25 protein-coding genes are annotated in these 25,056 nt (G+C 69.9%); 12 read left to right on the top strand and 13 right to left on the bottom strand.

The genetic code is table 11. From position 1 onward, the window contains the following. Positions 1 to 65: 65 nt before the first annotated feature. Positions 66 to 1,046, bottom strand: coding sequence for an NAD(P)H-quinone oxidoreductase (locus tag DVS28_RS15510; protein ID WP_114592264.1), 981 nt, complete (start codon positions 1,044 to 1,046; stop codon positions 66 to 68). Positions 1,047 to 1,177: 131 nt separating this feature from the next. Here DVS28_RS15510 and DVS28_RS15505 point away from each other — a divergent pair, with 131 nt between their 5' ends. After that, a complete protein-coding gene (locus DVS28_RS15505; RefSeq protein ID WP_157965202.1) occupies positions 1,178 to 1,543 on the top strand; it encodes a S1 RNA-binding domain-containing protein in 366 nt (121 codons plus the stop codon). A gap of 26 nt (positions 1,544 to 1,569) precedes the next feature. Then, entirely contained in the window at positions 1,570 to 2,055 is a 486-nt protein-coding gene (locus DVS28_RS15500; protein ID WP_114592262.1) for a response regulator transcription factor, read from the top strand. Positions 2,056 to 2,091: 36 nt separating this feature from the next. Here DVS28_RS15500 and DVS28_RS15495 read toward each other — a convergent pair whose 3' ends face one another. Genes DVS28_RS15495 through DVS28_RS15480 form a run of 4 tightly spaced genes read right to left on the bottom strand, consistent with a single transcriptional unit; the run spans position 2,092 to position 5,649 of the window. After that, positions 2,092 to 3,075, bottom strand: coding sequence for an ABC transporter substrate-binding protein (locus DVS28_RS15495; protein ID WP_114592261.1), 984 nt, complete (start codon positions 3,073 to 3,075; stop codon positions 2,092 to 2,094). A 26-nt stretch (positions 3,076 to 3,101) separates the two neighbouring features. Next, positions 3,102 to 3,884, bottom strand: a complete 783-nt coding sequence (locus DVS28_RS15490) for an ABC transporter permease (protein ID WP_114592260.1) — start codon at positions 3,882 to 3,884, stop codon at positions 3,102 to 3,104. Beyond that, on the bottom strand, positions 3,881 to 4,552 hold the full coding sequence (locus tag DVS28_RS15485) for an ABC transporter permease (protein ID WP_114592259.1): 672 nt from the start codon (positions 4,550 to 4,552) through the stop codon (positions 3,881 to 3,883). The genes DVS28_RS15490 and DVS28_RS15485 overlap by 4 nt, the downstream gene beginning before the upstream one ends. A gap of 11 nt (positions 4,553 to 4,563) precedes the next feature. Continuing rightward, positions 4,564 to 5,649: an ABC transporter ATP-binding protein gene (locus DVS28_RS15480; protein WP_114592258.1), complete on the bottom strand. Its 1,086-nt coding sequence runs from the start codon at positions 5,647 to 5,649 to the stop codon at positions 4,564 to 4,566. Between the two features lie 130 nt (positions 5,650 to 5,779). On the opposite strand from DVS28_RS15480, the gene DVS28_RS15475 reads away from it, so the two are divergent. The 8 genes from DVS28_RS15475 (at position 5,780) to DVS28_RS15440 (ending at position 12,774) form a co-directional block, all read left to right on the top strand. Beyond that, positions 5,780 to 6,502 (top strand): helix-turn-helix transcriptional regulator, encoded by a 723-nt coding sequence (locus DVS28_RS15475; protein WP_164710598.1) that lies wholly within the window; start codon positions 5,780 to 5,782, stop codon positions 6,500 to 6,502. Positions 6,503 to 6,506: 4 nt separating this feature from the next. Next, complete coding sequence (sufB, locus tag DVS28_RS15470; RefSeq protein WP_114592256.1) at positions 6,507 to 7,940, top strand: Fe-S cluster assembly protein SufB; 1,434 nt, start codon at positions 6,507 to 6,509, stop codon at positions 7,938 to 7,940. Between the two features lie 54 nt (positions 7,941 to 7,994). Continuing rightward, complete coding sequence (gene sufD, locus DVS28_RS15465; protein ID WP_114592255.1) at positions 7,995 to 9,377, top strand: Fe-S cluster assembly protein SufD; 1,383 nt, start codon at positions 7,995 to 7,997, stop codon at positions 9,375 to 9,377. After that, positions 9,377 to 9,721 carry a Rieske (2Fe-2S) protein gene (locus DVS28_RS15460; protein WP_114592254.1) on the top strand — a complete coding sequence of 115 codons (345 nt, stop codon included), beginning with the start codon at positions 9,377 to 9,379 and terminating at the stop codon, positions 9,719 to 9,721. Before sufD ends, DVS28_RS15460 begins: the two co-directional genes overlap by 1 nt. Before the next feature lie 19 nt (positions 9,722 to 9,740). Continuing rightward, on the top strand, positions 9,741 to 10,478 hold the full coding sequence (gene sufC, locus DVS28_RS15455; protein ID WP_114592253.1) for a Fe-S cluster assembly ATPase SufC: 738 nt from the start codon (positions 9,741 to 9,743) through the stop codon (positions 10,476 to 10,478). 100 nt (positions 10,479 to 10,578) lie between these two features. Then, the gene (locus DVS28_RS15450; RefSeq protein ID WP_216826068.1) at positions 10,579 to 11,811 is read left to right on the top strand and encodes an aminotransferase class V-fold PLP-dependent enzyme; all 1,233 of its coding nucleotides are present in this window, start codon (positions 10,579 to 10,581) and stop codon (positions 11,809 to 11,811) included. Positions 11,812 to 11,821: 10 nt separating this feature from the next. Continuing rightward, positions 11,822 to 12,298 (top strand): Fe-S cluster assembly sulfur transfer protein SufU, encoded by a 477-nt coding sequence (gene sufU, locus DVS28_RS15445; RefSeq protein WP_108664857.1) that lies wholly within the window; start codon positions 11,822 to 11,824, stop codon positions 12,296 to 12,298. Between the two features lie 47 nt (positions 12,299 to 12,345). Then, entirely contained in the window at positions 12,346 to 12,774 is a 429-nt protein-coding gene (locus DVS28_RS15440) for a metal-sulfur cluster assembly factor (RefSeq protein WP_108664858.1), read from the top strand. A 15-nt stretch (positions 12,775 to 12,789) separates the two neighbouring features. On the opposite strand, the gene DVS28_RS15435 is transcribed toward DVS28_RS15440, so the two are convergent. The 5 genes from DVS28_RS15435 to DVS28_RS15415 all read right to left on the bottom strand — a co-directional run bounded on the left by DVS28_RS15435 (position 12,790) and on the right by DVS28_RS15415 (position 17,754). After that, a complete protein-coding gene (locus DVS28_RS15435; RefSeq protein ID WP_114592252.1) occupies positions 12,790 to 12,996 on the bottom strand; it encodes a dodecin in 207 nt (68 codons plus the stop codon). A gap of 12 nt (positions 12,997 to 13,008) precedes the next feature. After that, entirely contained in the window at positions 13,009 to 13,968 is a 960-nt protein-coding gene (locus tag DVS28_RS15430; RefSeq protein WP_114592251.1) for a GNAT family N-acetyltransferase, read from the bottom strand. A gap of 90 nt (positions 13,969 to 14,058) precedes the next feature. Next, positions 14,059 to 15,258, bottom strand: a complete 1,200-nt coding sequence (locus DVS28_RS15425; RefSeq protein ID WP_164710597.1) for a sensor histidine kinase — start codon at positions 15,256 to 15,258, stop codon at positions 14,059 to 14,061. Further along, a complete protein-coding gene (locus tag DVS28_RS15420) occupies positions 15,255 to 15,806 on the bottom strand; it encodes a heme NO-binding domain-containing protein (protein ID WP_164710596.1) in 552 nt (183 codons plus the stop codon). The genes DVS28_RS15425 and DVS28_RS15420 overlap by 4 nt, the downstream gene beginning before the upstream one ends. 61 nt (positions 15,807 to 15,867) lie before the next feature. After that, on the bottom strand, positions 15,868 to 17,754 hold the full coding sequence (locus DVS28_RS15415) for an ATP-binding protein (RefSeq protein ID WP_164710595.1): 1,887 nt from the start codon (positions 17,752 to 17,754) through the stop codon (positions 15,868 to 15,870). A 131-nt stretch (positions 17,755 to 17,885) separates the two neighbouring features. Between DVS28_RS15415 and DVS28_RS15410 the strand changes: the two genes are divergently transcribed. Beyond that, the gene (locus DVS28_RS15410) at positions 17,886 to 19,160 is read left to right on the top strand and encodes an oxidoreductase (protein WP_164710594.1); all 1,275 of its coding nucleotides are present in this window, start codon (positions 17,886 to 17,888) and stop codon (positions 19,158 to 19,160) included. 52 nt (positions 19,161 to 19,212) lie between these two features. Here DVS28_RS15410 and DVS28_RS15405 read toward each other — a convergent pair whose 3' ends face one another. From DVS28_RS15405 to nirB, 3 genes are read right to left on the bottom strand one after another with little or no spacing between them, the layout of a single operon-like run. Next, positions 19,213 to 20,730: a NarK family nitrate/nitrite MFS transporter gene (locus DVS28_RS15405; protein ID WP_216826067.1), complete on the bottom strand. Its 1,518-nt coding sequence runs from the start codon at positions 20,728 to 20,730 to the stop codon at positions 19,213 to 19,215. A gap of 56 nt (positions 20,731 to 20,786) precedes the next feature. Continuing rightward, entirely contained in the window at positions 20,787 to 21,137 is a 351-nt protein-coding gene (gene nirD / locus DVS28_RS15400) for a nitrite reductase small subunit NirD (protein WP_114592245.1), read from the bottom strand. Beyond that, positions 21,134 to 23,719: a nitrite reductase large subunit NirB gene (gene nirB / locus DVS28_RS15395; RefSeq protein WP_114592244.1), complete on the bottom strand. Its 2,586-nt coding sequence runs from the start codon at positions 23,717 to 23,719 to the stop codon at positions 21,134 to 21,136. Before nirB ends, nirD begins: the two co-directional genes overlap by 4 nt. Positions 23,720 to 23,955: 236 nt before the next feature. On the opposite strand from nirB, the gene DVS28_RS15390 reads away from it, so the two are divergent. Continuing rightward, complete coding sequence (locus DVS28_RS15390; RefSeq protein ID WP_164710593.1) at positions 23,956 to 25,056, top strand: uroporphyrinogen-III synthase; 1,101 nt, start codon at positions 23,956 to 23,958, stop codon at positions 25,054 to 25,056.

Raw genomic sequence — 25,056 nt, 5'->3', positions numbered from 1 at the left:
TCTTGCCGTCACCGTGGTCGCGCGGCCACGTTCCGGCTGATCAGGTGGCGTCGCCAAGAGGGCGCTCAGACCACCAGCAGGATCTTGCCGATGTGGGTGCTGGACTCCAGCTCCTCGTGAGCGGCGGCGACGTCGGCGAGCGCGTGGCGGGAGTGGATGATCGGGCGGAGGGTCCCGTCGGCGAAACCGGGCCAGACGTCGGCGACGAGCCGCTCGGCCAGGGCCGCCTTGGCGTCCACCGACCGGGCCCGAAGGGTCGAGCCCATCACGCTCAGGCGCTTGGACAGCACCAGTCCCAGGTTGATCTCGGCCTTCGCACCGCCCATCAGCCCGATGGTGACCATGCGGCCGTCGGGTTCGAGGACCGACAGGTTCTGCTTCAGGTACGGGCCGCCGATGATGTCGAGCACGACGTCGACACCCCTCCCGTCGCGGGCCTCGCGGATCGCGTCGGCGAAGGAGTCGACCGCCTTGTAGTCGATCGCCAGGTCCGCGCCCAGCTCGCGGCAGGCGGCGGCCTTCTCCTCGGTGCCCACGGTCACGACCACGTCAGCCCCGGCGCGGGTGGCCAGCAGGATCCCCGCCGTGCCCACCCCGCTGGAGCCGCCGTGCAGCAGCACCGTCTCGCCAGCCGTCAGGCCAGCGCGAAGGAAGACGTTGTCGTAGGCGGTGGCGTACACCTCCGGCACGGCAGCCGCCGAGACCACGTCGAGCCCCGGGGGCAGGGGCATGGCAGTCCTGGCCGGCACCACAGCCATGGAGGCGTAGCCGCCGCCCCCGACGACGGCGCACACCTCGTCGCCCTCCTGCCAGCCCGTCACGTCCGCGCCCATGCCGACCACGCGTCCGGACAGCTCCAGCCCCAGGGTGTCGGGGGCGCCGGGCGGCGGCGGGTACATGCCGCGGCGCTGCAGGATGTCGGCCCGGTTGACGGCGGTGGCCGCGACCTCGACGAGCAGGTCCTCGGGGCCGGGTTCGGGATCGGGGAGCTCGACGAGCTCCAGGGCTTCGACGCCTCCGGGTGACGGGGCGATGACGGCGCGCATGTGTGGTGTCGGACCTCCGGATGGGCCATGACTCGGCCCGGCAAGCGGCTGCTAGGATACGGCCCAACTCTACGTACTCGAACGAGCTGCAGCGTGCCCCCGATCGGGGGCAGGTCAGCGGAAGGAGCATGGTGTCAGCACAGGTAGGTGACGTCGTCACCGGCAAGGTAGTGAAGCTTCAGGACTTCGGAGCGTTCGTCGAGATCGACGCCGAAACGACTGGCTTGGTCCACATCTCCGAGGTCCACCGTGACTTCGTCGACAACATCCACGCCTACCTCACGGAGGGCCAGGAGGTCGAGGTGAAGGTCGTCGGCATCAAGGAGGACGGCCGCATCGACTTGTCGATCAAGCGTGCAGAACCCGACTGGAGCGACGAACCGAAGCCCCGTCCGACGGCGAAGGTTGACAAGGAGTTCAACCAGCGCCTGCGCAAGTTCATGCACCAGTCCGACATGATCCAGGGCGAGGTGCGCAAGCGGAAGCGCTCGACCTGATCCTTCCGCGACGAGGGGACTGAACCGTGGTCAGGGTGCTGGTCGTCGATGACGACCCGAACGTGCGGTTCACCGTCCGTGTGGCGCTCGAGGGATCGCCACCCAGCGGACAGCCGATGGCGGTCGTCGAGGCCGCGAACGGTGTCGAGGCGCTGCAGGCAACGCAGCACGACACCTATGACCTCGTCCTGCTCGACATCATGATGCCGGGCCTCGACGGGTTCGCGGTGCTGCACGCCCTGCGCCAGCACGGCGATGACCCGCCGGTGGTCATGCTGACCGCTCGGGGCCGCGAGGTCGACATCGTCAACGCCTTCAGGGCGGGGGCCGACGGCTACGTCACCAAGCCCTTCGACGTCGACGAGCTCGCCTACCTGGTCGCCGACCTGACCGGCCGCGAGGTCAGCGAACGCCGGGCGATGCGCGTGAAGGAGCTCGAACGCGCAGAGCTGCTGCTGCAGCTCGAACACGGCTTCGGCGCCGAGCCGCCGGAAGCGTCGAACCCCGCCTGAGGACAGGCGGGGTTCGTTTCGTGTGTGCCGAGGGCGCTAGCCGAGCACACCCTGGTCGGTGAGGAAGGTCTCGGCGACCTCGGCCGGATCGGCCAGGTCGACGCGCAGCTGGCGGATCATCTCCGTGACGTTCTCGGTGGTCAGGACCGCCGACACGGCGTCGAGCGCCTCGGTGGCGGCGTCGGTGTTGGCCTCGCTGCGGATCACCGGGACGATGTTCTCGGCCGGCTGCAGGTCCTGGTCGTCGTCGAGCAGGACCCAGTCGTTGGCGGCGATGACGCCGTCGGTGGTGAACAGCAGCGCGACGTCGATCTCGCCGGCCGACAGGGCCTCGATGGTCACCGGGCTACCGGCGTCGAGGGAGCGGAAGTCACCGAAGGTCACGCCGTAGGCGGACTCGTAGCCGGGGATGCACAGCGGACGCTCGGGGCACTCGGGGGGCCCGCCGAGGGTCAGGTCGCCGGCCACGTCGGCCAGGTCGCTGACGGTGGACAGGCCGTAGGTGTCGGCGGTCTCCTGGCGGACGACCAGGCCGTTCTTGTCCTGGGCATCGGAGGGCTCGAGGACGTCGACGCCCTGCTCGGCGAAGCGCTCGCGCAGCAGCTCGGTGCTGGCCTCGGTGTCACCGGTGGCCTCGCCGGCGCCCTCGTTGAGGAACTCCAGCGCCGTGCCGACGTACTCGGGGTAGACGTCGATCTCGCCCGAGGTCAGCGCCGGCAGCACGACCTCGCGGGAGCCGAGCTGGTAGCGACGCTCGACGGTGTAGCCGGCGTCCTCCAGGGCCAGGGCGTACATCTCCGCGACGAGCTCCTGCTCGTCGAAGTTGGTGGAGCCGACGGTGATGTCGCCGAGCTCCTCGGCGGTCTCGGCACCCTCGTCGGTCGTGCCGTCGGCGGATTCGCTGGCGTCGCCAGCGGCATCATCGGAGCCGTCGTCGTCGGAGGCGCAGGCGCTGGCCACGAGGGCCAGCACCAACATCAGCAGGAACGCAGCCATGCGGCTGCGGGTGGACGTGGTCATCAGGGTCTTCCTTCGTGTGAGAACGGTCAGGGGGAGGGTTCGGTACGCAGCGTCGGTTCGGTGACGGCCTCGGCTCGGGCCTCTCGTGCGGCATCGCGCAGCCGCAGGCCCTCGGGCACGATCCGGGCCTGGACCAGGCCCAGCACCGCTTCGGTACCGATGGAGAGGAGGGCGACCAGCAGCGCGCCGCCGATGGCGAGCGTCCTGGCCGAGGAGGAGAACTGCAGCCCACGGTTCAGCCCCGCGATGATCGGGAAGCCGAGGCCCCCGAAGCCGACGACGGCCGCCAGCGTCACGGTGGCCACGATGTTGACCGCGGCGGTCCGCACGCCGGCCATGAGGACCGGAGAGGCGAGCGGCAGCTCGACCTCCATCAGGACCTGGCGGCCGGTCAACCCCATGCCGACGGCGGCGTCGACGATCTCGGGATCGACCTGGCGCACCCCGATGTAGGCGTTGGCGAAGATCGGGGCGACGCCGACCAGCGCGAAGACCAGGACCAGCAGCGGAAGGGAGAACCCGCCCAGCTGGAAGGCGACGAGCAGCAGCCCGAACGCCGGGATGGCCCGGAAGGCGTTGGCCATGTTGATGGACAGGACCGGTGCGCGATGGCCATGGGCCAGGAACAGCGCCAGCGGGATCGCGACGGCGCAGGCCAGGCCCAGCGCGGCGGCGCTGAGGGCCAGGTGGTCGCCGATCAGCTGCGGGATCCCGTCGACGGAACGGAAGTCCTCGCCGCGCAGCCACGCGAGGATCTCCTCGGTCAGGGTCTGCTCGGCCGCCTGGGCCAGCACCGTCGGCGTCCTCATCGGGCCTTCGCCCAGGGGGAGAGGCGACGTTCGAGGGCGACCAGCGCCAGGTCCAGCACGATGGCCAGCGCCACGCTCAGCAGGAAGCCCAGCAGGGTCGGGGTCAGGTTCTGCCGCTGGAACCCGTCGCTGTACATCATCTGCCCCCAGCCGCCCTGGCCGATGACCGCTGTGACGACGACCAGCCCGATGGTGGTCACCGTGGCGATGCGGATGCCCGCGATGATGACCGGCAGGGCCAGCGGCAGCTCGACGGCGCGCAGCAGCGTCCACTCCCGGTATCCCATGGCCCGGGCGGCCTCGACCACCTCCGTCGGCACGCTGTCGAGCCCGGCGATGGTGTTGCGCACCAGGATCAGCAGCGTGTACAGCGTCAGGGGGATCAGCGCGGTGGTCGTGGACAGGCCGGTCAGGGGGACCAGGCCGACGAACAGCGCGAGGGACGGGATGGTGAACAGGATCCCCGTCACCTGCAGGACCGGGGTCTGCAGCCGGCGCCGGCGCGAGGCCAGCACCGCCAGCGGAAACGCGATGACGAACCCGAGCGCGACGGCCATCAGCGTCAGCTGCACGTGTTCGATGCCCTGCTCGAGGATGGTGTCGCCGTTGCGGCGGATCCACTCCCAGTCGGGGAACGGCCTGCTCTGGGCGAGGAGGAGGGGGGACATCGCGTGGGAATCTAGCGCAGCGCTTCGGTGACCAGCTCGCGGGTGACCAGGCCCTCGTAGCTGCCGGAGGGGCCGACCCTGACGGCCACCCCGTTGGGCGATGCGACCAGGACGTCGAGGGCTGTGCGCAGCGAGTCACCGGCCAGGACGGTCGCCGCGAAGGGACGTGCGTCGGACGCGCCGACGACCCCGTTGAGGTCGGTGACGTAGCTCCATCCCGCGACGGTGTTGTCGCCGTCGACGATGGCGATCCAGTCGGTGCCGGCGGCGGCGGCGATGCGGGTCGCCTCGTCGGTGTCGGTCCCGGGCCTGACCACGGGCCCGCGGTCGGCGGTGACCTCCGAGACGGGGATCAGGGCCAGGCGCCGCAGCTCGCGCTCGGCGCCGAGGAACTCCTCCACGAAGGCGTTGGCGGGCCGGGCCAGGATCTTCACCGGGGTGTCGAGCTGCTGGAGGACGCCGCCCTCGGCGAGGATGGCGATGCGGTCGCCCATGACGATGGCCTCGTCGATGTCGTGGGTGACGAAGACGATCGTCTTCCGGACCTCGGCCTGCAGCCGGAGGAACTCCTCCTGCAGGTGGCCGCGCACGATCGGGTCGACGGCGCCGAAGGGTTCGTCCATCAGCAGGACCGGGGGGTCCGCCGCGAGCGCTCGGGCCACACCCACCCGCTGGCGTTGCCCGCCGGACAGCTGGTGGGGATAGCGCTCGGCCAGCTCGGCACGCAGGCCCACGACCTCGACCAGCTCCTCCACGCGTTCGTCGGTCCGGTCCTGCTGCCAGCCGAGCAGCCGGGGGACCGTGCCGATGTTGTCGGCGACGCTGCGGTGGGGGAACAGCCCGATCTGCTGGATGACGTAGCCGATGCCACGGCGCAGCTCGGCGGGGTCGGTCGCCATCACGTCACGGCCGTCGACGCGGATCAGCCCCGAGGTGGGCTCGATCATGCGGTTGATCATCCGCATGGACGTGGTCTTGCCGCACCCAGAGGGGCCCACCAGGACGAGGATCTCGCCCTCCGGGACCTCGAAGGAGAGGTCGTCAACAGCCACTGTCCCATCGGGATAGCGCTTGACGACCTGCTCGAAGGTGATCACGGTCGGGTGAGCCTACCCAGACGCGGTGGACGCGCACACCCCGAGCCGCTCGGGAACCTGCCGGGGCCCGGCCACCCGTCCCCCCGTCGCCGATTGCGACTTTCGCAACTTCTCATAGACTTAAGTGTCCATGACGACGCGGCCCGCACAGTCCCTCGCCGACCTGCTCGGCGACACTCGGGCGCGCATTCTCGAGATCGTGCAGCGAGGTGGGGCCACGGCCCCCGAGCTGGCCGAGCGGCTGGCCATCTCGCCTGCTGCGGTCCGACGTCACCTGACCGCGATGGAGGCCGACGACCTCGTCGACTCCGCCCCCGTCCACGACGGCGGTATGGGCCGGCCGGCCGACTGCTGGCGGTTGAGCCCCAAGGGCAAGCGCCTCTTCGCCGACCGCTCCGCGGAGTTCGCCGACCAGCTGCTCGACCACGTCGCCGCCACCTACGGCCGCGGTGCGGTCGCGGAGTTCCTCAAGACCCGCAACGCCGCGCAGGCCGACCGGTACGCCGAAGCGCTCGCCGACGTCGACGACCCGGCCGAGCGGGCCAAGCTGCTCGCCGAGGCGTTGTCCGACGACGGATTCGCGGCCCGCGTCGAGGACAGCGACAATGGGCGCACCCTCGTCCTGCTGCAGTCCCACTGCGCCATCGAGGGCATCGCCACCGAGCACCCCGAGATCTGCGCCCACGAGGCTGCGCTCTTCACGCGGGTCCTCGGGACGAAGGTGTCCCGCAGGGAGACCATCGCCAAGGGCGCCCACGCCTGCGTCTGCCGCATCGACCTCGACGGCAGCCCGCCCGCAGGACAGACCCGAACAGACCACCCAGACCCCGACAATGCCGACAGGAGTGCCTGAGCACATGGCAGCACCCACCCAGGACGTCCGCGCCGAGGACCTCGTCGAAGAGGACGGCTCGAAGAGCTACAAGTACGGCTGGTCCGACGAGTCCAAGCCCGTCAACACGATCAAGAAGGGCCTCTCCGAAGAGGTCGTCCGCGAGATCTCCGCGCTCAAGGACGAGCCGCAGTGGATGCTCGACATGCGCCTCAAGGGCCTCGAGCACTTCCGCCGCCGTCCGATGCCCAACTGGGGTTCGGACCTGTCGGGCATCGACTTCGAGGACATCTACTACTTCGTGCGCTCCACGGAGAAGCAGGCCAACTCGTGGGAGGACCTCCCCGACGACATCAAGAACACCTACGACCGCCTGGGCATCCCCGAGGCCGAGAAGCAGCGGCTGATCGCCGGTGTGGCTGCCCAGTACGAGTCCGAGGTCGTCTACCACAAGGTCCGTGAGGACCTCGAGGAGCAGGGTGTGCTGTTCCTCGACACCGACTCGGCGCTGCGCGAGCACGAGGACCTCGTCCGGGAGCACTTCACCAAGGTGATCCCGATCAACGACAACAAGTTCTCCGCGCTCAACACCGCGGTGTGGTCCGGTGGGTCCTTCATCTGGATCCCCGAGGGCGTCAAGGTCGACATCCCGCTGCAGGCCTACTTCCGCATCAACCAGCAGAACATGGGTCAGTTCGAGCGGACCCTGATCATCGCCGAGCCCGGTTCCTACGTGCACTACGTCGAGGGCTGCACCGCGCCGATCTACTCCTCGGACTCCCTGCACTCCGCGGTCGTGGAGATCATCGTGAAGCCGGGCGCCCGCGTCCGCTACACGACCATCCAGAACTGGTCCAACAACGTCTACAACCTGGTGACCAAGCGGGCGGCGGCCTACGAGGACGCCACCATGGAGTGGATCGACGGCAACATCGGTTCCAAGGTCACCATGAAGTACCCGGCGGTGTGGCTCATGGGCCGCGGCGCCCGTGGTGAGGTCCTCTCCGTGGCATGGGCCGGCGACGGCCAGCACCAGGACGCTGGCGCCAAGATGGTCCACCACGCACCCGACACGTCCTCCTCCATCGTCTCCAAGTCGGTGGCACAGGGGGAGGGGCGCACCTCCTACCGTGGTCTCGTCGAGATCCACGAGGGTGCCGAGCGCGTGAAGTCCAGCGTCGTCTGCGACGCCCTGCTGCTCGACGAGCATGCCCGCTCCGACACCTACCCGTACATGAACATCGCCGAGGACGACGCCCAGATCGGCCACGAGGCCAGCGTCTCCAAGATCGGTGAGGACCAGCTGTTCTACCTGCAGTCCCGCGGGATCGAGGAGAGCGAGGCCATGGCGATGATCGTCCGTGGCTTCATCGAGCCCATCTCCAAGGAGCTGCCGATGGAGTACTCCGTCGAGCTGAACCGCCTGATCCAGCTGAACATGGAGGGGTCGGTCGGCTAGCGCCGACCACCCGCCCTCCCCACGTTCCCCACGAGCAAGTAGGTCTACCTCACCGTGTCCACAGCCCCCACCCCCAAGGCCCTCACCGAAACCGACGTCCTGGCCATAAGCGCCGGCGCCGACGACCCCACCTGGCTTCGTGACCACCGCCAGGCGGCGTTCAAGGCGTTCAGCGACCTCCAGTGGCCGCAGGTTCGTGACGAGGACTGGCGCTTCACCAACCCGCGCCGCATCCCGCTGGACCGTCCCGTCCTGACCGAGGCCACCGCAGGTGTCGCACCGCGCGACGCCGGCATCACCGTGTCCTCCGACGACACCGCTGCGCGGGTCCGCATCGTCGACGGCGGCTTCGCCGGCGTCGAGGCGACCGCGCTGCCCGAAGGCGTCATCGTGGCCGACCTGGCCACCGCCGCCGCCGAGCATCCCGAGCTGGTCCAGCGCCACCTCGGCACCGCCGTCGCCAACGACGAGGTGTACGCGGCGTTCGCCGCCAGCGCCTGGACCACCGGTGCGTTCGTCTACGTGCCCGCCGAGGTCGAGGTCGAGGCGCCGCTGGCCATCACCGTGCAGGCGGCCGCCGACGGCACCCACGTCCAGTGGGTCCTGCTCGTCGCCGAGCGCCACAGCAAGGCCACGGTCCTGCTCGACCAGTCCGGCGACGCCCAGGCGACCGTGATCAACGTCGTCGAGTCCGTCATCGGGGACGGTGCCACCCTCAACGTGGTCACCGCCCAGGACTGGGGCGACAACGTCAGCCACGTGACCACCCACCGCGGACGCGTCGGCCGTGACGCCACCTACCAGCAGTCGGAGATCACCCTGGGCGGCAACACCGTCTACGTGCGACCCGACGTGTGGCTGGACGGCAAGGGCTCCAACGCCGAGTTGCTCGGCGTCTACTTCCCGACCGGCTCCGAGAAGTTCGAGCACCGCTCGCTGATCTTCCACGACGCGGACCACTCGACGTCTGACTACGTGCACAAGGGTGCGCTGTCGGATGACGGCCACGCCACCTGGTACGGCAACATCCGCATCGCCCCGGACGCCAAGCAGACCGTCAGCGACGAGACCAACCGCAACCTGATCCTGTCGCCCGGTGCCAAGGCCGACACGCTGCCGTTCCTCGAGATCGAGACCGCCGACGTCGCCGCCTGTGGTCACCACTCCTCCGTCGGCCAGGTCGACGAGGTGCAGCTGTGGTACCTGCAGTCGCGCGGCATCTCGCGCGACGAGGCCGCCCGCATGCTGGTCTTCGCCTTCTTCGCCGAGGTCCTGGAGCGCATCGACGCCCCGGGCGTCGCCGACACGGTGCTGGCCGACATCGAGCTGGCCGTCCGCCAGGCCCCCGCCACGCTGATGGACCCCCGCCGCGACGCCGCCGCCCGCCACTGGGCAGCCGAGGCCACCCAGGCAGACGCGAAGGCGGCGAAGGCCTGATGGCGTTCGAGAAGGCCATCGAGCTGGACGAGCTCAAGGTCGGTTCGGCCATGCAGGTCGAGCTCGGCGGCGAACCGATCTGCCTCGTCCGCACCGACACCGACACCGTCAAGGCCGTCCACAACATCTGCAGCCACGCGTTCTACGAGCTGCACGAGGGCTGGGTCGACGACAACCACATCGAGTGCGGCCTCCACGGCTCCAGCTTCGACCTCGACTCGGGCAGGCCCGACGCGCTGCCGGCCGTCAAGCCCGTCCCGACATACGCGGTACGCGTGGAGAACGGCGAGGTCCTCGTCGATGCCAGCGCCCCCACAAACGACGCCACCCCTTCCAGCTTCTAGTTCCCAGGAGACATCCCACATGAGTGCACGTATCGAAATCGAGGGCCTCAAGGTCGAGGTCGAGGGCAAGGAAATCCTCACCGGCCTCGACCTGACCGTCGCCCAGGGCGAGACCCACGCCCTCATGGGCCCCAACGGCTCGGGCAAGTCCACCCTCGCCTACGCCATCGCTGGCCACCCCGCCTACGAGGTCACCGCCGGAGCCATCCGCTTCGACGGCGAGGACGTCACCGAGATGGCGCCTAACGAGCGGGCCGCTGCCGGCCTGTTCCTGGCCATGCAGTACCCCACGGAGATCCCCGGGGTCAGCCTGACCAACTTCATGCGCACGGCCGTCAACGCCACGAGCGAGGAGGACATGCCGGTCCGCCAGTTCATGACCAAGCTCCGCGAGCACATGGCGGACCTGAAGATGGACGGCAAGTTCCTCGAGCGCAACGTCAACGAGGGCTTCTCCGGTGGCGAGAAGAAGCGCTTCGAGATCCTGCAGATGGCCATGCTCAAGCCGCGCATCGCCGTCCTCGACGAGACCGACTCCGGCCTGGACGTCGACGCCCTGCGCATCGTCTCCGAGGGTGTCAACAAGCTGCGCGGTCCGGACCTCGGTGTCCTGCTGATCACGCACTACACCCGCATCCTGAACTACATCACGCCCGACCACGTGCACGTGATGGCCGGCGGTCGCATCGTCAAGACCGGTGGCGCGGACCTCGCGGAGATGCTCGAGGCCGAGGGGTACGAGCAGTTCGAGAGCTAGGCCGTCCGGGCGGGTCGACGCGACCCGCCCACGGACCGTTTCCACCGTCGACTCGGTGGACGGGGTCCATACCATTGACCGCGAAGGAGGAGGTGCACGAGTGACGTTCGATGTCATGGAGATCCGCAAGGACTTCCCGGTGCTGCGCCGCACCGTCCACGACAAGCCGCTGGTGTACCTCGACTCGGCGGCCACGTCGCTGAAGCCGCAGCAGATGATCGACGCGGTGGTGGCGATGTACACCACCCACACCGCCAACGTGCACCGCGGCGTGCACACCCTGTCGGTCGAGGCATCGGACCTCTACGACGAGGCCCGCCGCAAGGTCGCCCGCTTCGTCGGTGCCGACGAGCGCGCCACGGTGTTCACCAAGAACGGCACCGAGGCGCTGAACCTCGTCGCCCACAGCTGGGCCCGCACCCACCTCGGGCCGGACGACATCGTCCTGTTCACCGAGATGGAGCACCACGCGAACATGGTTCCGTGGCAGCTCGTGCAGCCCGACATCGGGTGCGAGCTGGCCGCGGTGCCGATCCGCCCCGACGGTGAGCTGGACCTCGACGCGTTCAACGAGATCATCCGGACCGGCCGCGTGAAGCTGCTGGCCGTCTCGGCGATGTCCAACGTCGTCGGCACCATCAACCCGGTGGCCGACATGGCCGAGGCTGCCCGTCGCGCCAACCCCGACGTGGTTGTCGTGGTCGACGGTGCGCAGTCCGTGCCGCACATGCCGACCTCGCTCGCCGAGCTGAACGCCGACTTCCTGGCGTTCTCCGGCCACAAGATGCTGGGCCCCTCGGGCGTCGGCGTCCTGGCGGGCAAGCCCGAGATCATGGAGACCATGCCGCCCTTCCTGGGTGGTGGCGACATGATCCTGGACGTGAAGCTGTACGAGTCGACGTTCAACGAGATCCCGTTCCGTTTCGAGGCCGGCACGCCGATGATCGAGCAGGCTGTCGGGCTCGGTGCCGGCGTGGACTACCTGTCGGCGCTGGGCATGGACAACGTGCGTGCCCACGAGATCGCCATCCTCGAGCAGGCGCTCCCGGCGCTGGCCGAGGTCGAGGGGGTCACCGTGCACGGGCCGTCGGACCCCAAGGTCCGCGGTGCAGCGCTCAGCTTCACCGTCGACGGGCTGCACCCCCACGACATCGGCACCATCCTCGACCGCGAGGGTGTGGCGGTCAGGACCGGGCACCACTGCGCCAAGCCCCTCATCCGGGCCCTGGGGTCCAACTCCACCACCCGGGCGTCGTTCTACCTGTACAACACGACCGACGAGATCGCCGTCCTCTGCGACGCCATCCGCGCGGCGCAGGACTTCTTCAGCTAGGCAGGCCCCCATGTCACTAGAAGACCTCTACAAAGAGATCATCCTCGAGCACTACAAGAAGCCGAGGAACCGTGCCCCCGAGCTGGAACCGCACGACGTGCTGGTCCACCACTCCAACCCGCTGTGCGGCGACGAGATGGACCTTCGCCTGCGGGTCGGCCCGGGCGAGAACGGCGCCGACACCGTCGAGGCCGTGGCCTATGACGGCGACGGCTGCTCCATCTCGATGTCCAGCGCCTCGGCGATGACCGAGGCCGTGACCGGCCGCGAGCTCGGGGATGCGCTGGACCTCGCCGAGGTCTTCCGGCTGATGATGCACGGCGAGGGAATGAAGCGCGAGGACGACCTGTTGGACGGGGTCGCCTTCCAGGGCGTGGCCAAGTTCCCCGTCCGCGTCAAGTGCGCGCTCCTGGGATGGATGGCCCTCAAGGACGCCATCGAGACCCACCAGCGTGGCCAGAGCGAACACCGCGTCGAACACGAGTAGTGCGGACGCACGAGTAGCGCGCGAGAGCGCAGTAGGACTGATCATTCATGTCAACGACTGACCCCATCACCGGCTGGCCCACCGAGGACACCGACGAGGCCTTCGAGGCGCGTCAGGACGGCAGCGAGAACCCGTTCTCCGACGCCGAGGTCGACGAGAACGGCGTCGCCACCCCCGCGGCGTGTCGCGAGGCGATGAAGGCCGTGCTCGACCCCGAGATCGGCCTCAACGTCGTCGACCTCGGACTGGTCTACGAGATCGTCGTCAACGACAACACCGCCCACATGCGGATGACCCTGACCTCGATGGGGTGCCCGCTGACGGAGCTGATCCACCAGCAGGCCACGCTCGTCCTGACCCGCCTGCCCGGCATCGACGACGCCGAGGTCGAGTTCGTGTTCTCCCCGCCGTGGACCACGGACATGATCGACCCCGACGCGAAGGAAGAGCTCCGCGCCATGGGGTTCAACGTCTAGCCTGCGACCCTCGGCTCACTCGAGCCGGAAGCCGATCTTCATGGTCACCTGGTAGTGGGCGACGTCGCCCTCGTCGATGTGGCCGCGGATCTCCGTGACCTCGAACCAGTCGAGGTTGCGGACCGATTCCTTGGCCTTGGTGACGCCGTTGCTGATGGCGGTCGACACGCTCTCGGTGGATGTGCCGACCAGCTCGGTGATCTTGTAGGTGTTGTCGGTCATGGTCCTGTCCTATCACGCAGGGGGGTGCACGGGCTTGGCCCAGCCAGCGTTGCGGGCCGTCGGGACGAATCCGAGACCGGTGTAGAGGGCGTGGGCGCCGGTGGGGTTGGCCGTGTCGACCCCCAGGGTCGTGTGCGTCAGACCCGCTGCCGCTGACGCGGTGAGGGCCCGGTCGATCATCGCCTTCGCGATGCCGCGACCGCGGTGGCTGGCCAGCACGGCGACGATGTGGATGAACGATTCCTCGCGGCCGACGACCGGCCAGTCCTCGGGATAGAGGTTGGTGATGACCACACCGACGAGGTCGTCGCCGTCCCATGCCAGCGTGGACATCTCCGGCTGGAACCGGGGCGACCCCACCATCCGCTTCCAGCTCGTGGCGGGGGTGGCCACCGAGCCCCAGTGATCCTCGAACGCGCTGTTCTTGACCCGGCGGGCGGCCTCGGACACGTCGGCGTCCCATGCGGTCAGGACGACGCCCTCGGCCGCATCGACGGGCGGACGGTCCTCGAGCGTGACCGTCAGCTCGTCGTAGTAGCGCTCGATCGCGAAGCCCGCCCGGGTGAGCATCCGGCCGGCCCTCGACTGGGTGTCGTTGAGGAAGGTCGTCAACCGGCACGGCTGGTCGGTGCCCAGCGCCGCCAGCCGCGCGATCCCGCGGGCCTCGGCCCACTCCAGCAGCGCACGCCCGTGCCCCTGCGTCGTCCGGTCGGGATGCACGGCCACGTGCACGTGCACGTTCCACCCGTCCTCGGTGGCCCCCGGTGGCAGGCGGGTCCAGGCGTAGGCCACGCACGCCTCGTCGTCGAACACGCCGCGCGTGTCGTCTGCCCAGCTGACGCCCTCGTCGGTCAGCTCCTCCTCGAGCTCGTCGATCGGGGTCCGGATGGGGAGCGCGTCGGCCTCCTCGACGGCGTTGCGGACGACCAGGGCGGCTGCGAGGTCCGCCGGACGCAGGGGACGTGTGATCACCGGCGCATGCTAACCCTGACCGGTCGGGTCGTCACCAGGAACGTCGCGGGACCCCGGCCACAGACGGCACCCGTCGGTCCAGCAGATCGGTCAGTTCTGGTCAGGACCATCGTCGGCGTCAGCTTCCAGCCGTTCGAGCGCCTCGTGGAGCGCCGCAGGCGCCAGGTCGAGGGCCTCCACCAGGAGCCGCAGCTCTCGCGTGTCCCCCCTCTCGACCTCGGCAGCCGCAGCGCCGAGCTCGTGGAGCCCCAGCTGCCTCGCTCCGGAGATCAATGCATGAGCCGCTCCGGTGATGGCGTCGCTGTCGCCGGACAGCAGGGCGAGGCGGTGGGCGTCGAGGCTGCCCGTCCACGCATCGACAAGCCGTCTCGGCAGGCCCGGGACGGGCAGCTCGGCGACCAGCGCGCGCAGGACGGCGTCGTCGACGGTCGCCAGGTCGGTGGCGCGCCGGAGGGACGGCGACACGGGAAGGACGAACCGCAGGCAGGTGTGCGTCGAGACGGGATCGATGTGGAGATGACCACCCAAGCCCTCGGTGATGATCAGCGACAGCGAGAGGCCGACACCGAACCCGTCATCCGTGGTCGACCAGAAAGGCGTCAGCATCTGCTCGATGGTCTCGGGGGCGGGCGCGTCGCCATCGTCGGCGACGCTGCAGCGCAGGGTCTCTCCGTCGAGGTCAGCCTCGACTGTGATCTGTCCCTGCCCGTGGAGGATGGCGTTGTCCAGCAGAGGGTCGATGATCTGGTCGAGGCGGTGGACGTCCACCTCGAAGGGGGTCGTCAGCGCGTTCCCGGGGTCGACGATGATCGTCCGTCCGGCTGCAGCGACATCGGGTAGCCAGCGCCGCAGGAGGCCGTCGGTCCAGTCGGCGAGGCAGGTGCCGGACGGCTGGGGATCGAACCCCCCGGCGACGATCTGGGACAGCTCGAGCAGGCCCTCGAAGCTGCGACCCAGACGACGGGTCGCCTGCACGGCGGTCGCGGCGGTTCGTGCGAGACGCCCCGGACCGACCTCTTGTGCCACGAGCTCCACGAAGCCCTGCACGATGTGAAGTGGGCTGCTGGCCCGGTGTGCCAGCTGGTGGAGGAAGCCGTCGCGGGCGGCGGCGGCCCTGTGTGCCCGTGCCAGCGCCTCGGTCAGGTGGATGGTCTGTTCCTGCACGCGCGCATCGAGGGCCTGATTGGCTGCGTAGAGGTCAGCAAGCGCTCGCTCGGCGATCGTCTCGGCTTCCTCGCGGGCCAAGCGTTCGCGTTCCCACCGCCGCCTGTAGGCTGCTGCATCGGTCACGAGGTCAGTCCGGGCACCTCGAACGTGACGTGCAGGACACACTCCTCGTCACCGTTGAGGCGGCATGTCGGCTGGGTCACCCGGACGATGTCACCGTGGGCGTCGGCCGCACCCTCCACCAGCCCCTCGGCAAGGTGGCACATGGCGCGTTCCGATCGGTACCGGAGAATGACGGTGTTGCCGGCCGTCGACGCGTCGAACTCGGGGACGATCGCCTCGGGGTTGAGCGCCTTGACCTGGGGGTGGATGACCTGATCGAGGTGCAGCAGCACGTCACGGGCCGATGCGTAGCGCGACGACAGGTCGGGATAACGGTTGGCCAGGTGCTGGTACCCGTCACGTCCCACCACCCTGAGGACGTGGGCGACGGGCACTCCCAGCGTGTCCGCAGCGGCGCGCAGGATGGCGACCATGTCCTGGTCGGGGTAGGTCCCGAGCGCCGAGTAGGCGCCCACGAGGCCGGCGCGGTCCAGCACCGCATCCCACGTCTCGGGATCCCACCGATCGGAGACGACTCGTTCTGCGACGTTGAAGATGATGCCCTTCACCCGAGATCCTCGTTCCTCGAACGGCTTCGCGGGACCCGTCGCGCGTTGGTGGTGATCAGCGTCATCGCTCCGCAGCTTCCCGATCGACTGCCGTCAGGTCCGCCGTGGCCGGAGGACCGTGTTCGGTGATCGTGTTGATTCGACGCCTGATCCGTTGGATGTCCTCCCGCGCGCGACTGCGCAGGTCATCCTGGTGCCCACCGCCATGCATCATCTCGCGCAGTGTGCCCGCCAGCTGGGCCAGGCCCATGACTTCGCAGGACACCCGATGACCGTGCAACAGGCGCCTCACCGGCGGTGGGTCGTCCTCCGCCAGACGATCCAGGTCGTCCTCCAGGTGCGTGAGGTGATGTCGGACGGCCTGCGCGATCGGCGTGACGGTCGTTCCTCCTGCGCCCAGCGCCAACAGGCGTGCCGCGTCGATGACGGGAGGGCCGCCCGCCCCATCGGTGTTGCCGGCGGTCCAGCGGACGACCATGGTCCCCAACGCCGCAGCGGACACCGGTTTGGGCAGGAAGTCGTCCATGCCCGCAGCCAGGCATGCAGCGCGTGTATCGGGCATGGCGTTCGCCGTGAGGGCGATGACCGGCGTCCGTCCCCGCTTCTGCCGCCGTTCGACCTCCCTGAAGCGCCGGCAGACCTCGGTGCCCCGAAGGTCCGGTAGCTGCCAGTCCATCAGCACCAGGTCGACCACGCGCGTCGCGTCGAGCAGGAACTCCAGTGCCTCGGCACCCGTGCCGACCACGGTGGGGGCGTGCCCGAGGCTGCGAAGCTGCTGGGCGGAGAGGAGCTGGATCATCTCGTTGTCCTCGACCACGAGCACGCGGGCCGAGGCCGCCGTCGTCGCGACCGCATCCCCTTCGACGGGACTCAGGGTCCGGGGAGGGTCGCCTGCCCCGAGGAGGGGGAGGGTCACCGCGAAGCGCGTGCCCCCGTCGCTCGGTGCCTCCAACCGCACATCGCCCCCGAGACGCCTCGTGAGCGACCGAACGAGCGGCAACCCGAGCCCAGTGCCGCCTGCTTCGGACCCGGGGGCACGGACGAACGCATCGAAGATCCGCTCCCGGTAGGCCTCCGGCACGCCGGGTCCTCGGTCCTGGACGGCGAGTCGAAGGGTGCCGTCGATGGTGTCCACGTCGACCCGAACCGACTCGCCAGCCCCATGGGTGACGGCGTTGGCCACGAGGTTGGTGAGGATCTGGTCCAACCGGTACCCATCGATGTGGAGAATCGCCGGGACGGCCGGGGCAATGACGACCTGCAGGTCGGTCCCGGTGTCCTCGGCACGCTGTCGATGCTGCTCCATCACCCGCCCGACGAGGCTTCGCACGTCAACGTCGGTGGGGCGCAGGACCACCTCGCCGGCATCCAGACGCGAGATCTCGAGGAACTCGTCGACGGTTCGTCGCAGGCGACCCACCGCCGTCTCGAGGCTGACGATCAGGTCACGTTGCTCGGGGTCGAGCGCCGAGGCAGCCAGCATCTCCGTCCACCCGTTGATGGCATGGAGGGGGGAACGGAGCTCGTGGGCGACGGTGGCAACCATGGCGATCCGCTGGTCCGCCAGGTCGAGGGCTGCTCGGCGCAGTTCATCGACCTCTGCAGTTGCCCGAACCAGTTCGCTGATGTCACTCAGGACGAGGATGGACATCCGGCTGCCGTCCGAGGTGGGGACCGGCGCACCGGTGACGGTGACGTGCAGGTCGGGCCGTCCGGTCATCAACCGTGTCGACGCCATCCAGACCGTCGACTCCGGTCGGGGGACGAGGATCCTGGCCCGGTCGGTCGGGTCGACGAGGTCGAGGAACTCTCGGCCCTCGAGCTTTGCGGGGGAGGACTCGCACAGCTCAGCCATCCGGTCGTTGACGCGCACGACCCTGCCCTCGCCGTCGACGAGGCACCACGGCACCGGAGCGGCGCCGACGAGGTCACGAGCGTTGAGTTCCACTGACGATGGTCTACCTCGTGGGCAGGCGTCGGACTGCGTGAATCCCTGACGTCCCTGTCGAACCCGACTGGTCGACATTCGAGATGAACACTGTTAAGTTGCCGTGTCGTCGTCCATCGGAAGGTCAGTCCGTGTCCTCCATCCTCGCCAAGCCCCTCGTGCTGCCCAGCGGCCTGACCCTGCCCAATCGCATCGTCAAGGCGCCGATGACGGAGAACCTGGCCGATTCGCGGAACCAGCCGACCGTGCGCCACGAGCGGGTGTACCGCCGCTGGGCCGAGGGCGGGGCCGGGATGCTGATCACCGGCAACCTCATGGTCGACCGTCGCTACCTCGAGCGCAGCCGAAACATCGTGGCCGACGCCCACCTCGACGTGCCGGCCCTGCGGCGGGTGGTCGAGGCCACCGGCGAGGTCCCGATCGTGGCGCAGCTCGGCCACCCCGGGCGCCAGTGCACCCGCTACATCACCAGCGAGCCCGTCGCCCCGAGCGAGGTCGAGGCCGTCGCGTTGCTGGGGTCCTTCGCCAGACCGCGGGCGCTGACCGCCGCCGAGGTGAGCGATGTCGTGACGGCGTTCGCGGCGGCGGCCGTCCGGTGTCGTGACGCCGGCATGGACGGCGTGCAGGTCCACGCCGCCCACGGGTACCTGCTGGCGCAGTTCCTGTCGCCGCACACCAACCGCCGCACCGACGAGTGGGGTGGCGACCTCGCTGGTCGGGCCAAGCTGCTGATCGAGATCGTCCGGGCCTGCCACGAGGCGACCGGTGACGGGTTCTCCGTCGGCGTGAAGCTCAACAGCTCCGACTTCAGGCACGGTGGGTTCAGCGAGGACGACGCTGCCGAGGTCGTCGGCATGCTCGCCGCAGAGGACGTCGACCTCCTGGAGATCTCCGGTGGGACCTACGAGTCGCCGGAGATGTTCGGGTTGGCCGACATGTCGGGTGTGCAGGAGTCCCGGGTCGAGCAGGTGGAGGAGGGGAGCAGTGCGTTCAAGGAGGCCTACTTCGCCGGCTTCGCCCGCCGCGCCCGCACCGTCGCCGGCGACATGCCGCTGCTGCTCACCGGTGGCCTGCGCACCCGCGAGGCGATGGAGGCCCTCGTCGAGTCCGGTGCGGTCGACGCGGTGGGACTTGCACGCCCGCTGGCGTTCGACCCGGACCTGCCGACGGCGCTGCTGGACGGCACCTCCGACGGGGTCGACCTGCCCGACTACACCCCACCTCCGCTGATCACCGCCGCAGGCGAGTCGGAATGGTACGAGGCGCAGATCGGCCTGATGGGGGACGGCAAGGACGTCGACCCGTCGCTCAACCACGTGGTGGCCGCCGGCCGCTACGTGGCGGGTGAGATCGCGCGTGGCCTCAGCGAAGGTCCTCGTCGACGCCGGATGGCCCGGACGGGCTGACGGCCGCCATCCGCGGTTCGCGTCCGGCATCGGCGCAGCAGGCCCGGTCCCGTCAGGCGACCGGGACCACGGCCGCATCCGGGAGGGCGACCCGGCCGACCGCGTCGTCGGCATGCCCCTCCGCGAAGCTGTCCTCGGGCTCGACCAGGAAGTGTCCTGCCACCGAGGCGACGACGGCCGACGCGCCGATGGTGAGGAAGAAGGCCGTCGGTCCCGCGAACAGCAGGAGGGTGAGGAACAGCAGCGCCCCGACGTTGCCGTAGGCCCCGACGATGCCGGAGATCTGGCCGGACACCCGCTTCTTCACCAACGGCACGATCGCGTAGGTGGCGCCCTCGCCGGCCTGGACGAAGAAGCTGCAGAACATCGCTGCCGCAACGGCTGCAGCCACCGGCCACGACGAGCCGACGAGCGCCATCAGTGAGTAGCCGACCGCCAGGCCCAGCAGGATCACGCGAAGCGTCCGCTTGCGGCTGCCCATGACGTCGCTCATCAGGCCGCCGATGGGGCGGGCCGCCAGGTTCATGAACGCGAACGCCGACGCGGTCGCCCCGGCCGCCACCGCTGACAGGCCGAAGGTGTCGGCGAAGAACGTCGGCAGCATCGACACGACGGCGAGCTCGGACCCGAACGTGACCGCGTAGGCCAGCGACAGGACCGCGACGGAGCGGAAGGGGTAGGTGTCCGACGCCTCGTACTCCTCGGCGAGGGCCGGCGCGTTGACCCCGAGGATGCTGCGCGACTGGACAGCCAGGGCCAGCCCCAGCACCACGAGCACGGCGGTGAAGGCAGTCGCGGACAGGAATCCGACGCGCATCAGCCGCCAGGCAACCAAGCCGAGGATGCCGACCAAGGGGATGTTTAGGGCGAGCAGGCCGAACACGGCCCCACGGGTCGTGACCTCCAGCGCACCCTGCCGCCGTGGCCGTGCGAACGCCACCCCGTCGGGTGTGTCGGTCACCGCGGTCAGGTAGTACAGCCCGTAGAGGGCCGCCAGTACGCCGGTCGTGCCGATGGCCAGCCGCCACCCGCCGAGGCCGGCCGCTGCCACGGCCAGGGTCGGCAGCGCGAACGCTGCGGCAGCCGAGCCGAAGTTGCCCCAGCCGCCGTACACCCCCTCGGCGGTCCCCATCTCACGGGGAGGGAACCACTCGCTGACCATGCGGATCCCGACGACGAAGCCGGCACCGACGATGGACAGGGCCAGCCGGCTGACGACGAGCATGGGGAACGACGTGGACAGCGCGAACATCGTGCAGGGGAACGCGGCGTACACGAGGATCGAGGCGTACACGCGACGAGGCCCCCAGCGGTCCAGCGCCATGCCGATCAGCACGCGGGCCGGAACCGTCAGCGCGACGTTGCACAACCCGATGGTGATCAGCTGCTCGCGTGACAGGCCGAGCTCCTCACCGATGGTTGCGGAGAACGGCGCGAAGTTGAACCAGACGACGAAGGACAGGAAGAACGCGAACCAGGTGAGGTGCAGCACGCGGTAGCGGCCGCTGAACTGCAGCAGGGCCGTGATGCGGGCACGGGTCGGCATCGTGGAAGGGGGGTGTTCGGACATGGCGAGCTACTCCTTGCGAGGGTCGGGGGGACGGGAGGGGAGGGGCGGGGACCGGCTCAGGGACGGGCGACCAGCACGACTCCCCCCTCGACCCGGGTCACGAAGGTGGACAGGCGGATGTCGGGGTCGTCCAGGCAGCGGCCGTCGAGGAGGGAGAAGCGCTGCTTGTGCAGGGGAGAGGCCACGACGGGTTCGCCGTCGACGTCGCCGACGATGCCCCGGGCCAGCACGGGGACGTCGGTGAACGGGTCGACGTGGTCGATGGCCAGGACACGGTCGACGCCGGCCCGGTTGCGCAGCCGGAAGACCGCGACGGGGTGGCCGTCGAGCCGAACCGCCACCCCGGTGTCGGGGATGATCCGGTCCAGGGGGACCTCGACGCCCACGGCCCGGTCGAGGGTGCTCATCGCATCGCTCCGAGGTCGAGGAGGGGCAGGGTTCGACGTTCCTCGTCGGTCGCCGGCCGCTTCTGGCCGCGCTCCCGCACGTGGACCAGCGAGGCGTCGGGACGGTCGTCGTCGACGTAGCTGGTGAACATCGCGAGTCGTTCGGGGTCGGAGAGCGTGGCCTTCCACTCACAGGCATGGGTGGCGACGTGGTGGGCCATCTGGGCCTCCAGCTCGTCGGCCAGGCCGAGCGAGTCGTCGATCACGACTGCCCGCACGTGCTCGATCCCGCCCTCGATGCGGTTGAGCCAGGTGGCGGTTCGCTCCAGCCGGTCGGCGGTCCGGACGTAGTAGGCGAGGAACCGGTCGATGGCGCGGGCAAGGTCCTCGGTGGACAGGTCGGTGGCCAGCAGCACGGCGTGCTGGGGTTTCATGCCGCCGTTGCCGGCCACGTACAGGTTCCAGCCGTTCTCCGTGGCGATGACCCCGACGTCCTTGCCCTGGGCCTCGGCGCACTCCCTGGAGCACCCGGACACGGCCATCTTGATCTTGTGGGGGCTCCGCAGGCCGCGGTAGCGCTCCTCGAGGTCGATGGCCAGCGTCGTGGAGTCCTGCACGCCGTAGCGGCACCAGGTCCGGCCGACGCAGGACTTCACCGTCCGCAGGGCCTTCCCGTAGGCGTGGCCGGACTCGAAGCCGGCATCGACGAGCCGTCGCCAGATGGCCGGAAGCTGCTCCAAGCGGGCCCCGAGCAGATCGATCCGCTGACCGCCGGTGATCTTGGTGTACAGGTCGAACTCCTTGGCGACCTCGGCGATGACCATCAGCTTGTCGGGGGTGATCTCGCCGCCGGGCACCCGGGGGACGACGGAGTACGTGCCGTCCTTCTGGATGTTGGCGAGGAAGCGGTCGTTGGTGTCCTGCAGCGGGGCGTGCTGCGGCTCGAGGACGTACTCGTTGGTGATCGTGGCCAGGATCGAGGCGATGGTCGGCTTGCAGGTCGCACACCCGCTGCCCCGGCCGACGTCGGCGAGGAGCTCGTCGAACGTGCGATGGCCCTTCACCCGGACGATCTCGTACAGCTCCTGGCGGGTCTGCGGGAAATGGGGACACAGCGAGGTGTCGACCTCCAGGCCCGCGGCGGCCATCTCGGTGTCGAGGATGCGCTTGCACAGGGCGGTACAGCTGCCACACCCCGTTCCGGCGTTGGTGGCGGCCGTCAGGGCCGGGAGGGTCCGACAGCCCTGCTCGGTCACCGCAGCGCAGACCTGGCCCTTCGTGACGTTGTTGCAGGTGCAGACCAGGTCGTCGTCGTGCAGCTCACCGGCCACGGCGCCGGCGTCCTCGACGGTCGGGGCGGCGAGCGCGGCGAACGGTGCGTCCACCGGGCGACCGGACAGCACCAGCCGGAGCAGCCGGTCGTGGCCCGAGGCGTCGCCGACGAGGATCCCGCCGAGCAACGTGGTGCCGTCGCGCGAGATCACCAGCTTGCGGTAGATCTGGGTGATCGGGTCGTCGTAGACGACGGCCCGGGCGCCGTCGGTGGTCCCCATGGCGTCGCCGAAGCTGGCCACATCGACGCCCAGCAGCTTCAGCTGGGTCGACAGGTCGGCGCCGTCGAAGGTCACCTCGCCACCGGCCAGCCGCTCGGCCAGCACCCGGGCCATCGTGTAGCCCGGGCCGACGAGGCCGTAGACCATCCCGTCGACCGACGCGCACTCGCCGATGGCGTGCACGTGCGGGTCGGAGGAGGTGAGGGACGGCCCGACGGCCACGCCACCGCGTTCGCCGACGTCGAGACCGGCGTCGCGGGCCAGCTCGTCCCGGGCACGGATGCCGGCGGAGAAGACGACGATGTCGGCGTCCACGACGCTGCCGTCGGTGAACTCCAGCCGCGCCACGCGCCCGTCGTCGCCGGGGCACAACGCGGCGGTTGCGGTGTCGGTACGGACGGTCAGCCCCAGCTCCTCCACCCGCGACCGCAGGGCATCGGAGGCCAGCTGGTCCAGCTGCCGGGGCATCAGGCGGGGCGCGAACTCGATGACCTGGACGTCCAGCCCGAGCAGGCGGAGGGCGTTGGCGGCCTCCAGCCCCAGCAGCCCGCCGCCGATGACCACCCCTCGGCTGGCGTCCGAGGCGTCCGTCACGATCCCGTCGAGGTCGCCGATCGTGCGATAGACGTGGCAGCCGGGCAGGTCGTGGCCGGGGATCGGGGGCACGAACGGCCGCGACCCCGTGGCGAGCACCAGGTCGTCGTAGGCGACCGTGGCGCCGTCGTCGAGGACGACTGTGCGGTTGGAGCGGTCGATGGCGTCGACGCGGCGTCCCAGGTGTTCGGTGACGTTGGGGTGCTGTCGGATCGCCGGGTCGGCCATCGAGAGGTCCTCGACGGTCGCCCCCTCGACACGGGCCGACAGGTGGACGCGGTCGTAGGCGGGAACGGGCTCCTCGCCGATGACGACGAGGTGGATCCGGTCGAGCAGGCGGGTGCGGGCGAGCTCGGCGAGGAACCGCTCGCCGACCATCCCGTTGCCGGCGACCACAACGGACCGCGGCCGGGGTGTGCCCGCCGCGGAGGTCCTGGCGGAGTGGGTGTGCTGCATGCATGGCACATTGCGGGAGGGGTGTTTCGGGCGTCCCCGGCCCCGTGTGTCCCGCACGTTTCGCAGCCGTCGCGCACCACCGAGGCGTACCCGTGGCGGGGCGACTCGCTCGCGACCGGGGTGACACGACGACGAAACACCAGCGTGACCACACGCCAACAGGGGGCGATCAGGATGAGGATGTCGGCCCGCGCGGGTCGTCGGTCAGCCAGCGCCCACATCGAGGAGGTCACGACTTGGAGTCCACCGTTGTTGCCGTGACAGGAGCCCGCCGCGGCCAGGAGCTGGTCGACGCGTTCGCCCGGCGTGGCGCCACCGTCGTGCATGCGCCGATGCTGTCGGGCGACCACCCGGCCGCTGACGAGGAGATCGCCGTGGACACTCGGCTGATCCTGGACCTGCAGCCGCAGTGGATCGTGGCCACCACCGGCGTCGGCATGCGGCTGTGGCTGGAGGCCGCCGGACGCGCCGGCCACCACGCCGACCTGACGGCGCTGCTGCAGGGCACCCGCTGCCTGGCCCGAGGCGCGAAGGCCGCCGGGGGGCTGGCCGGGGCCGGCATCAAGCCGGTCTGGACCGCCCCGCGCGAGACCGACGCCACGGTCGCCGGGTGGCTGGCGCAGCACGCGCTTGCCGGGGACGGGGTGGCCGTTCAGCTCCACGGCGGCCACCCGCGCGCCTACGACGTCCTCGCCGACAAGGGCATGGATGTCGTCTCGGTGCTGCCGTATCGCACCGGTCCGCCAACGGACATGGACCGGGCACGTGACCTGGTCGAGCGGCTGCTGGCCGGCGAGGTCGACGTGATCGCGTTCACCTCACCCGGCGCGGTCCGCAACCTGGTCGACGTGGCCGAGTCCTTCGGCGAGGACTGCACGACCCTCCTGCGTGCGATCGTGACCACCCGAACCGCCATCGCGGCGGTCGGACCGGTCACGGCGGGAACCTGTGAGGACCTGGGGCTGCTGGTCCGGATGCAGCCGACCCGGTACCGCTCGATGGACCTGGTCCGCGAGGTCGAGTCCTGGGTGGCACGCCAACCCCACGAGCGGTCGACACACGTGACGCTGGACCCATCGGCATCGGCGGCCCGTGTCGACGACATCGTGATCTCGCTCGGCAAGCGGGAGTACCTGGTCCTTGCCACGCTGTCGCGCCGGTCGGGCGGGGTGTGCCGCACCGAGGAGCTGCTCGTGTCCGGGTGGGGCCACGAGGCGCCGGACGACGCGTCCACCGTCAAGCACCAGGTCGCGAGGTTGCGCCGCAAGCTCGACGGGACGTCGGTTGCCATCCAGACCGTCCGCGGCGTCGGCTACCGCCTGGTCGCCGCCGGCTGA

Origin of the sequence: Euzebya pacifica, from assembly GCF_003344865.1 — a bacterium.
GTDB classification, from domain to species: Bacteria; Actinomycetota; Nitriliruptoria; order Euzebyales; family Euzebyaceae; genus Euzebya; species Euzebya pacifica.
This window is presented reverse-complemented; position numbering and strand designations above follow the sequence as displayed.

Coding starts and splice junctions, on each gene's coding strand:
- DVS28_RS15475 (WP_164710598.1), top strand. CDS start 5,780: ATGACGACGCGGCCCGCACAGTCCCTCGCCGACCTGCTCGGCGACACT.
- DVS28_RS15495 (WP_114592261.1), bottom strand. CDS start 3,075: ATGACCACGTCCACCCGCAGCCGCATGGCTGCGTTCCTGCTGATGTTG.
- DVS28_RS15440 (WP_108664858.1), top strand. CDS start 12,346: ATGTCAACGACTGACCCCATCACCGGCTGGCCCACCGAGGACACCGAC.
- DVS28_RS15435 (WP_114592252.1), bottom strand. CDS start 12,996: ATGACCGACAACACCTACAAGATCACCGAGCTGGTCGGCACATCCACC.
- DVS28_RS15460 (WP_114592254.1), top strand. CDS start 9,377: ATGGCGTTCGAGAAGGCCATCGAGCTGGACGAGCTCAAGGTCGGTTCG.
- sufB (WP_114592256.1), top strand. CDS start 6,507: ATGGCAGCACCCACCCAGGACGTCCGCGCCGAGGACCTCGTCGAAGAG.
- sufC (WP_114592253.1), top strand. CDS start 9,741: ATGAGTGCACGTATCGAAATCGAGGGCCTCAAGGTCGAGGTCGAGGGC.
- sufU (WP_108664857.1), top strand. CDS start 11,822: ATGTCACTAGAAGACCTCTACAAAGAGATCATCCTCGAGCACTACAAG.
- DVS28_RS15510 (WP_114592264.1), bottom strand. CDS start 1,046: ATGCGCGCCGTCATCGCCCCGTCACCCGGAGGCGTCGAAGCCCTGGAG.
- DVS28_RS15490 (WP_114592260.1), bottom strand. CDS start 3,884: ATGAGGACGCCGACGGTGCTGGCCCAGGCGGCCGAGCAGACCCTGACC.
- DVS28_RS15405 (WP_216826067.1), bottom strand. CDS start 20,730: ATGTCCGAACACCCCCCTTCCACGATGCCGACCCGTGCCCGCATCACG.
- nirD (WP_114592245.1), bottom strand. CDS start 21,137: ATGAGCACCCTCGACCGGGCCGTGGGCGTCGAGGTCCCCCTGGACCGG.
- DVS28_RS15485 (WP_114592259.1), bottom strand. CDS start 4,552: ATGTCCCCCCTCCTCCTCGCCCAGAGCAGGCCGTTCCCCGACTGGGAG.
- nirB (WP_114592244.1), bottom strand. CDS start 23,719: ATGCAGCACACCCACTCCGCCAGGACCTCCGCGGCGGGCACACCCCGG.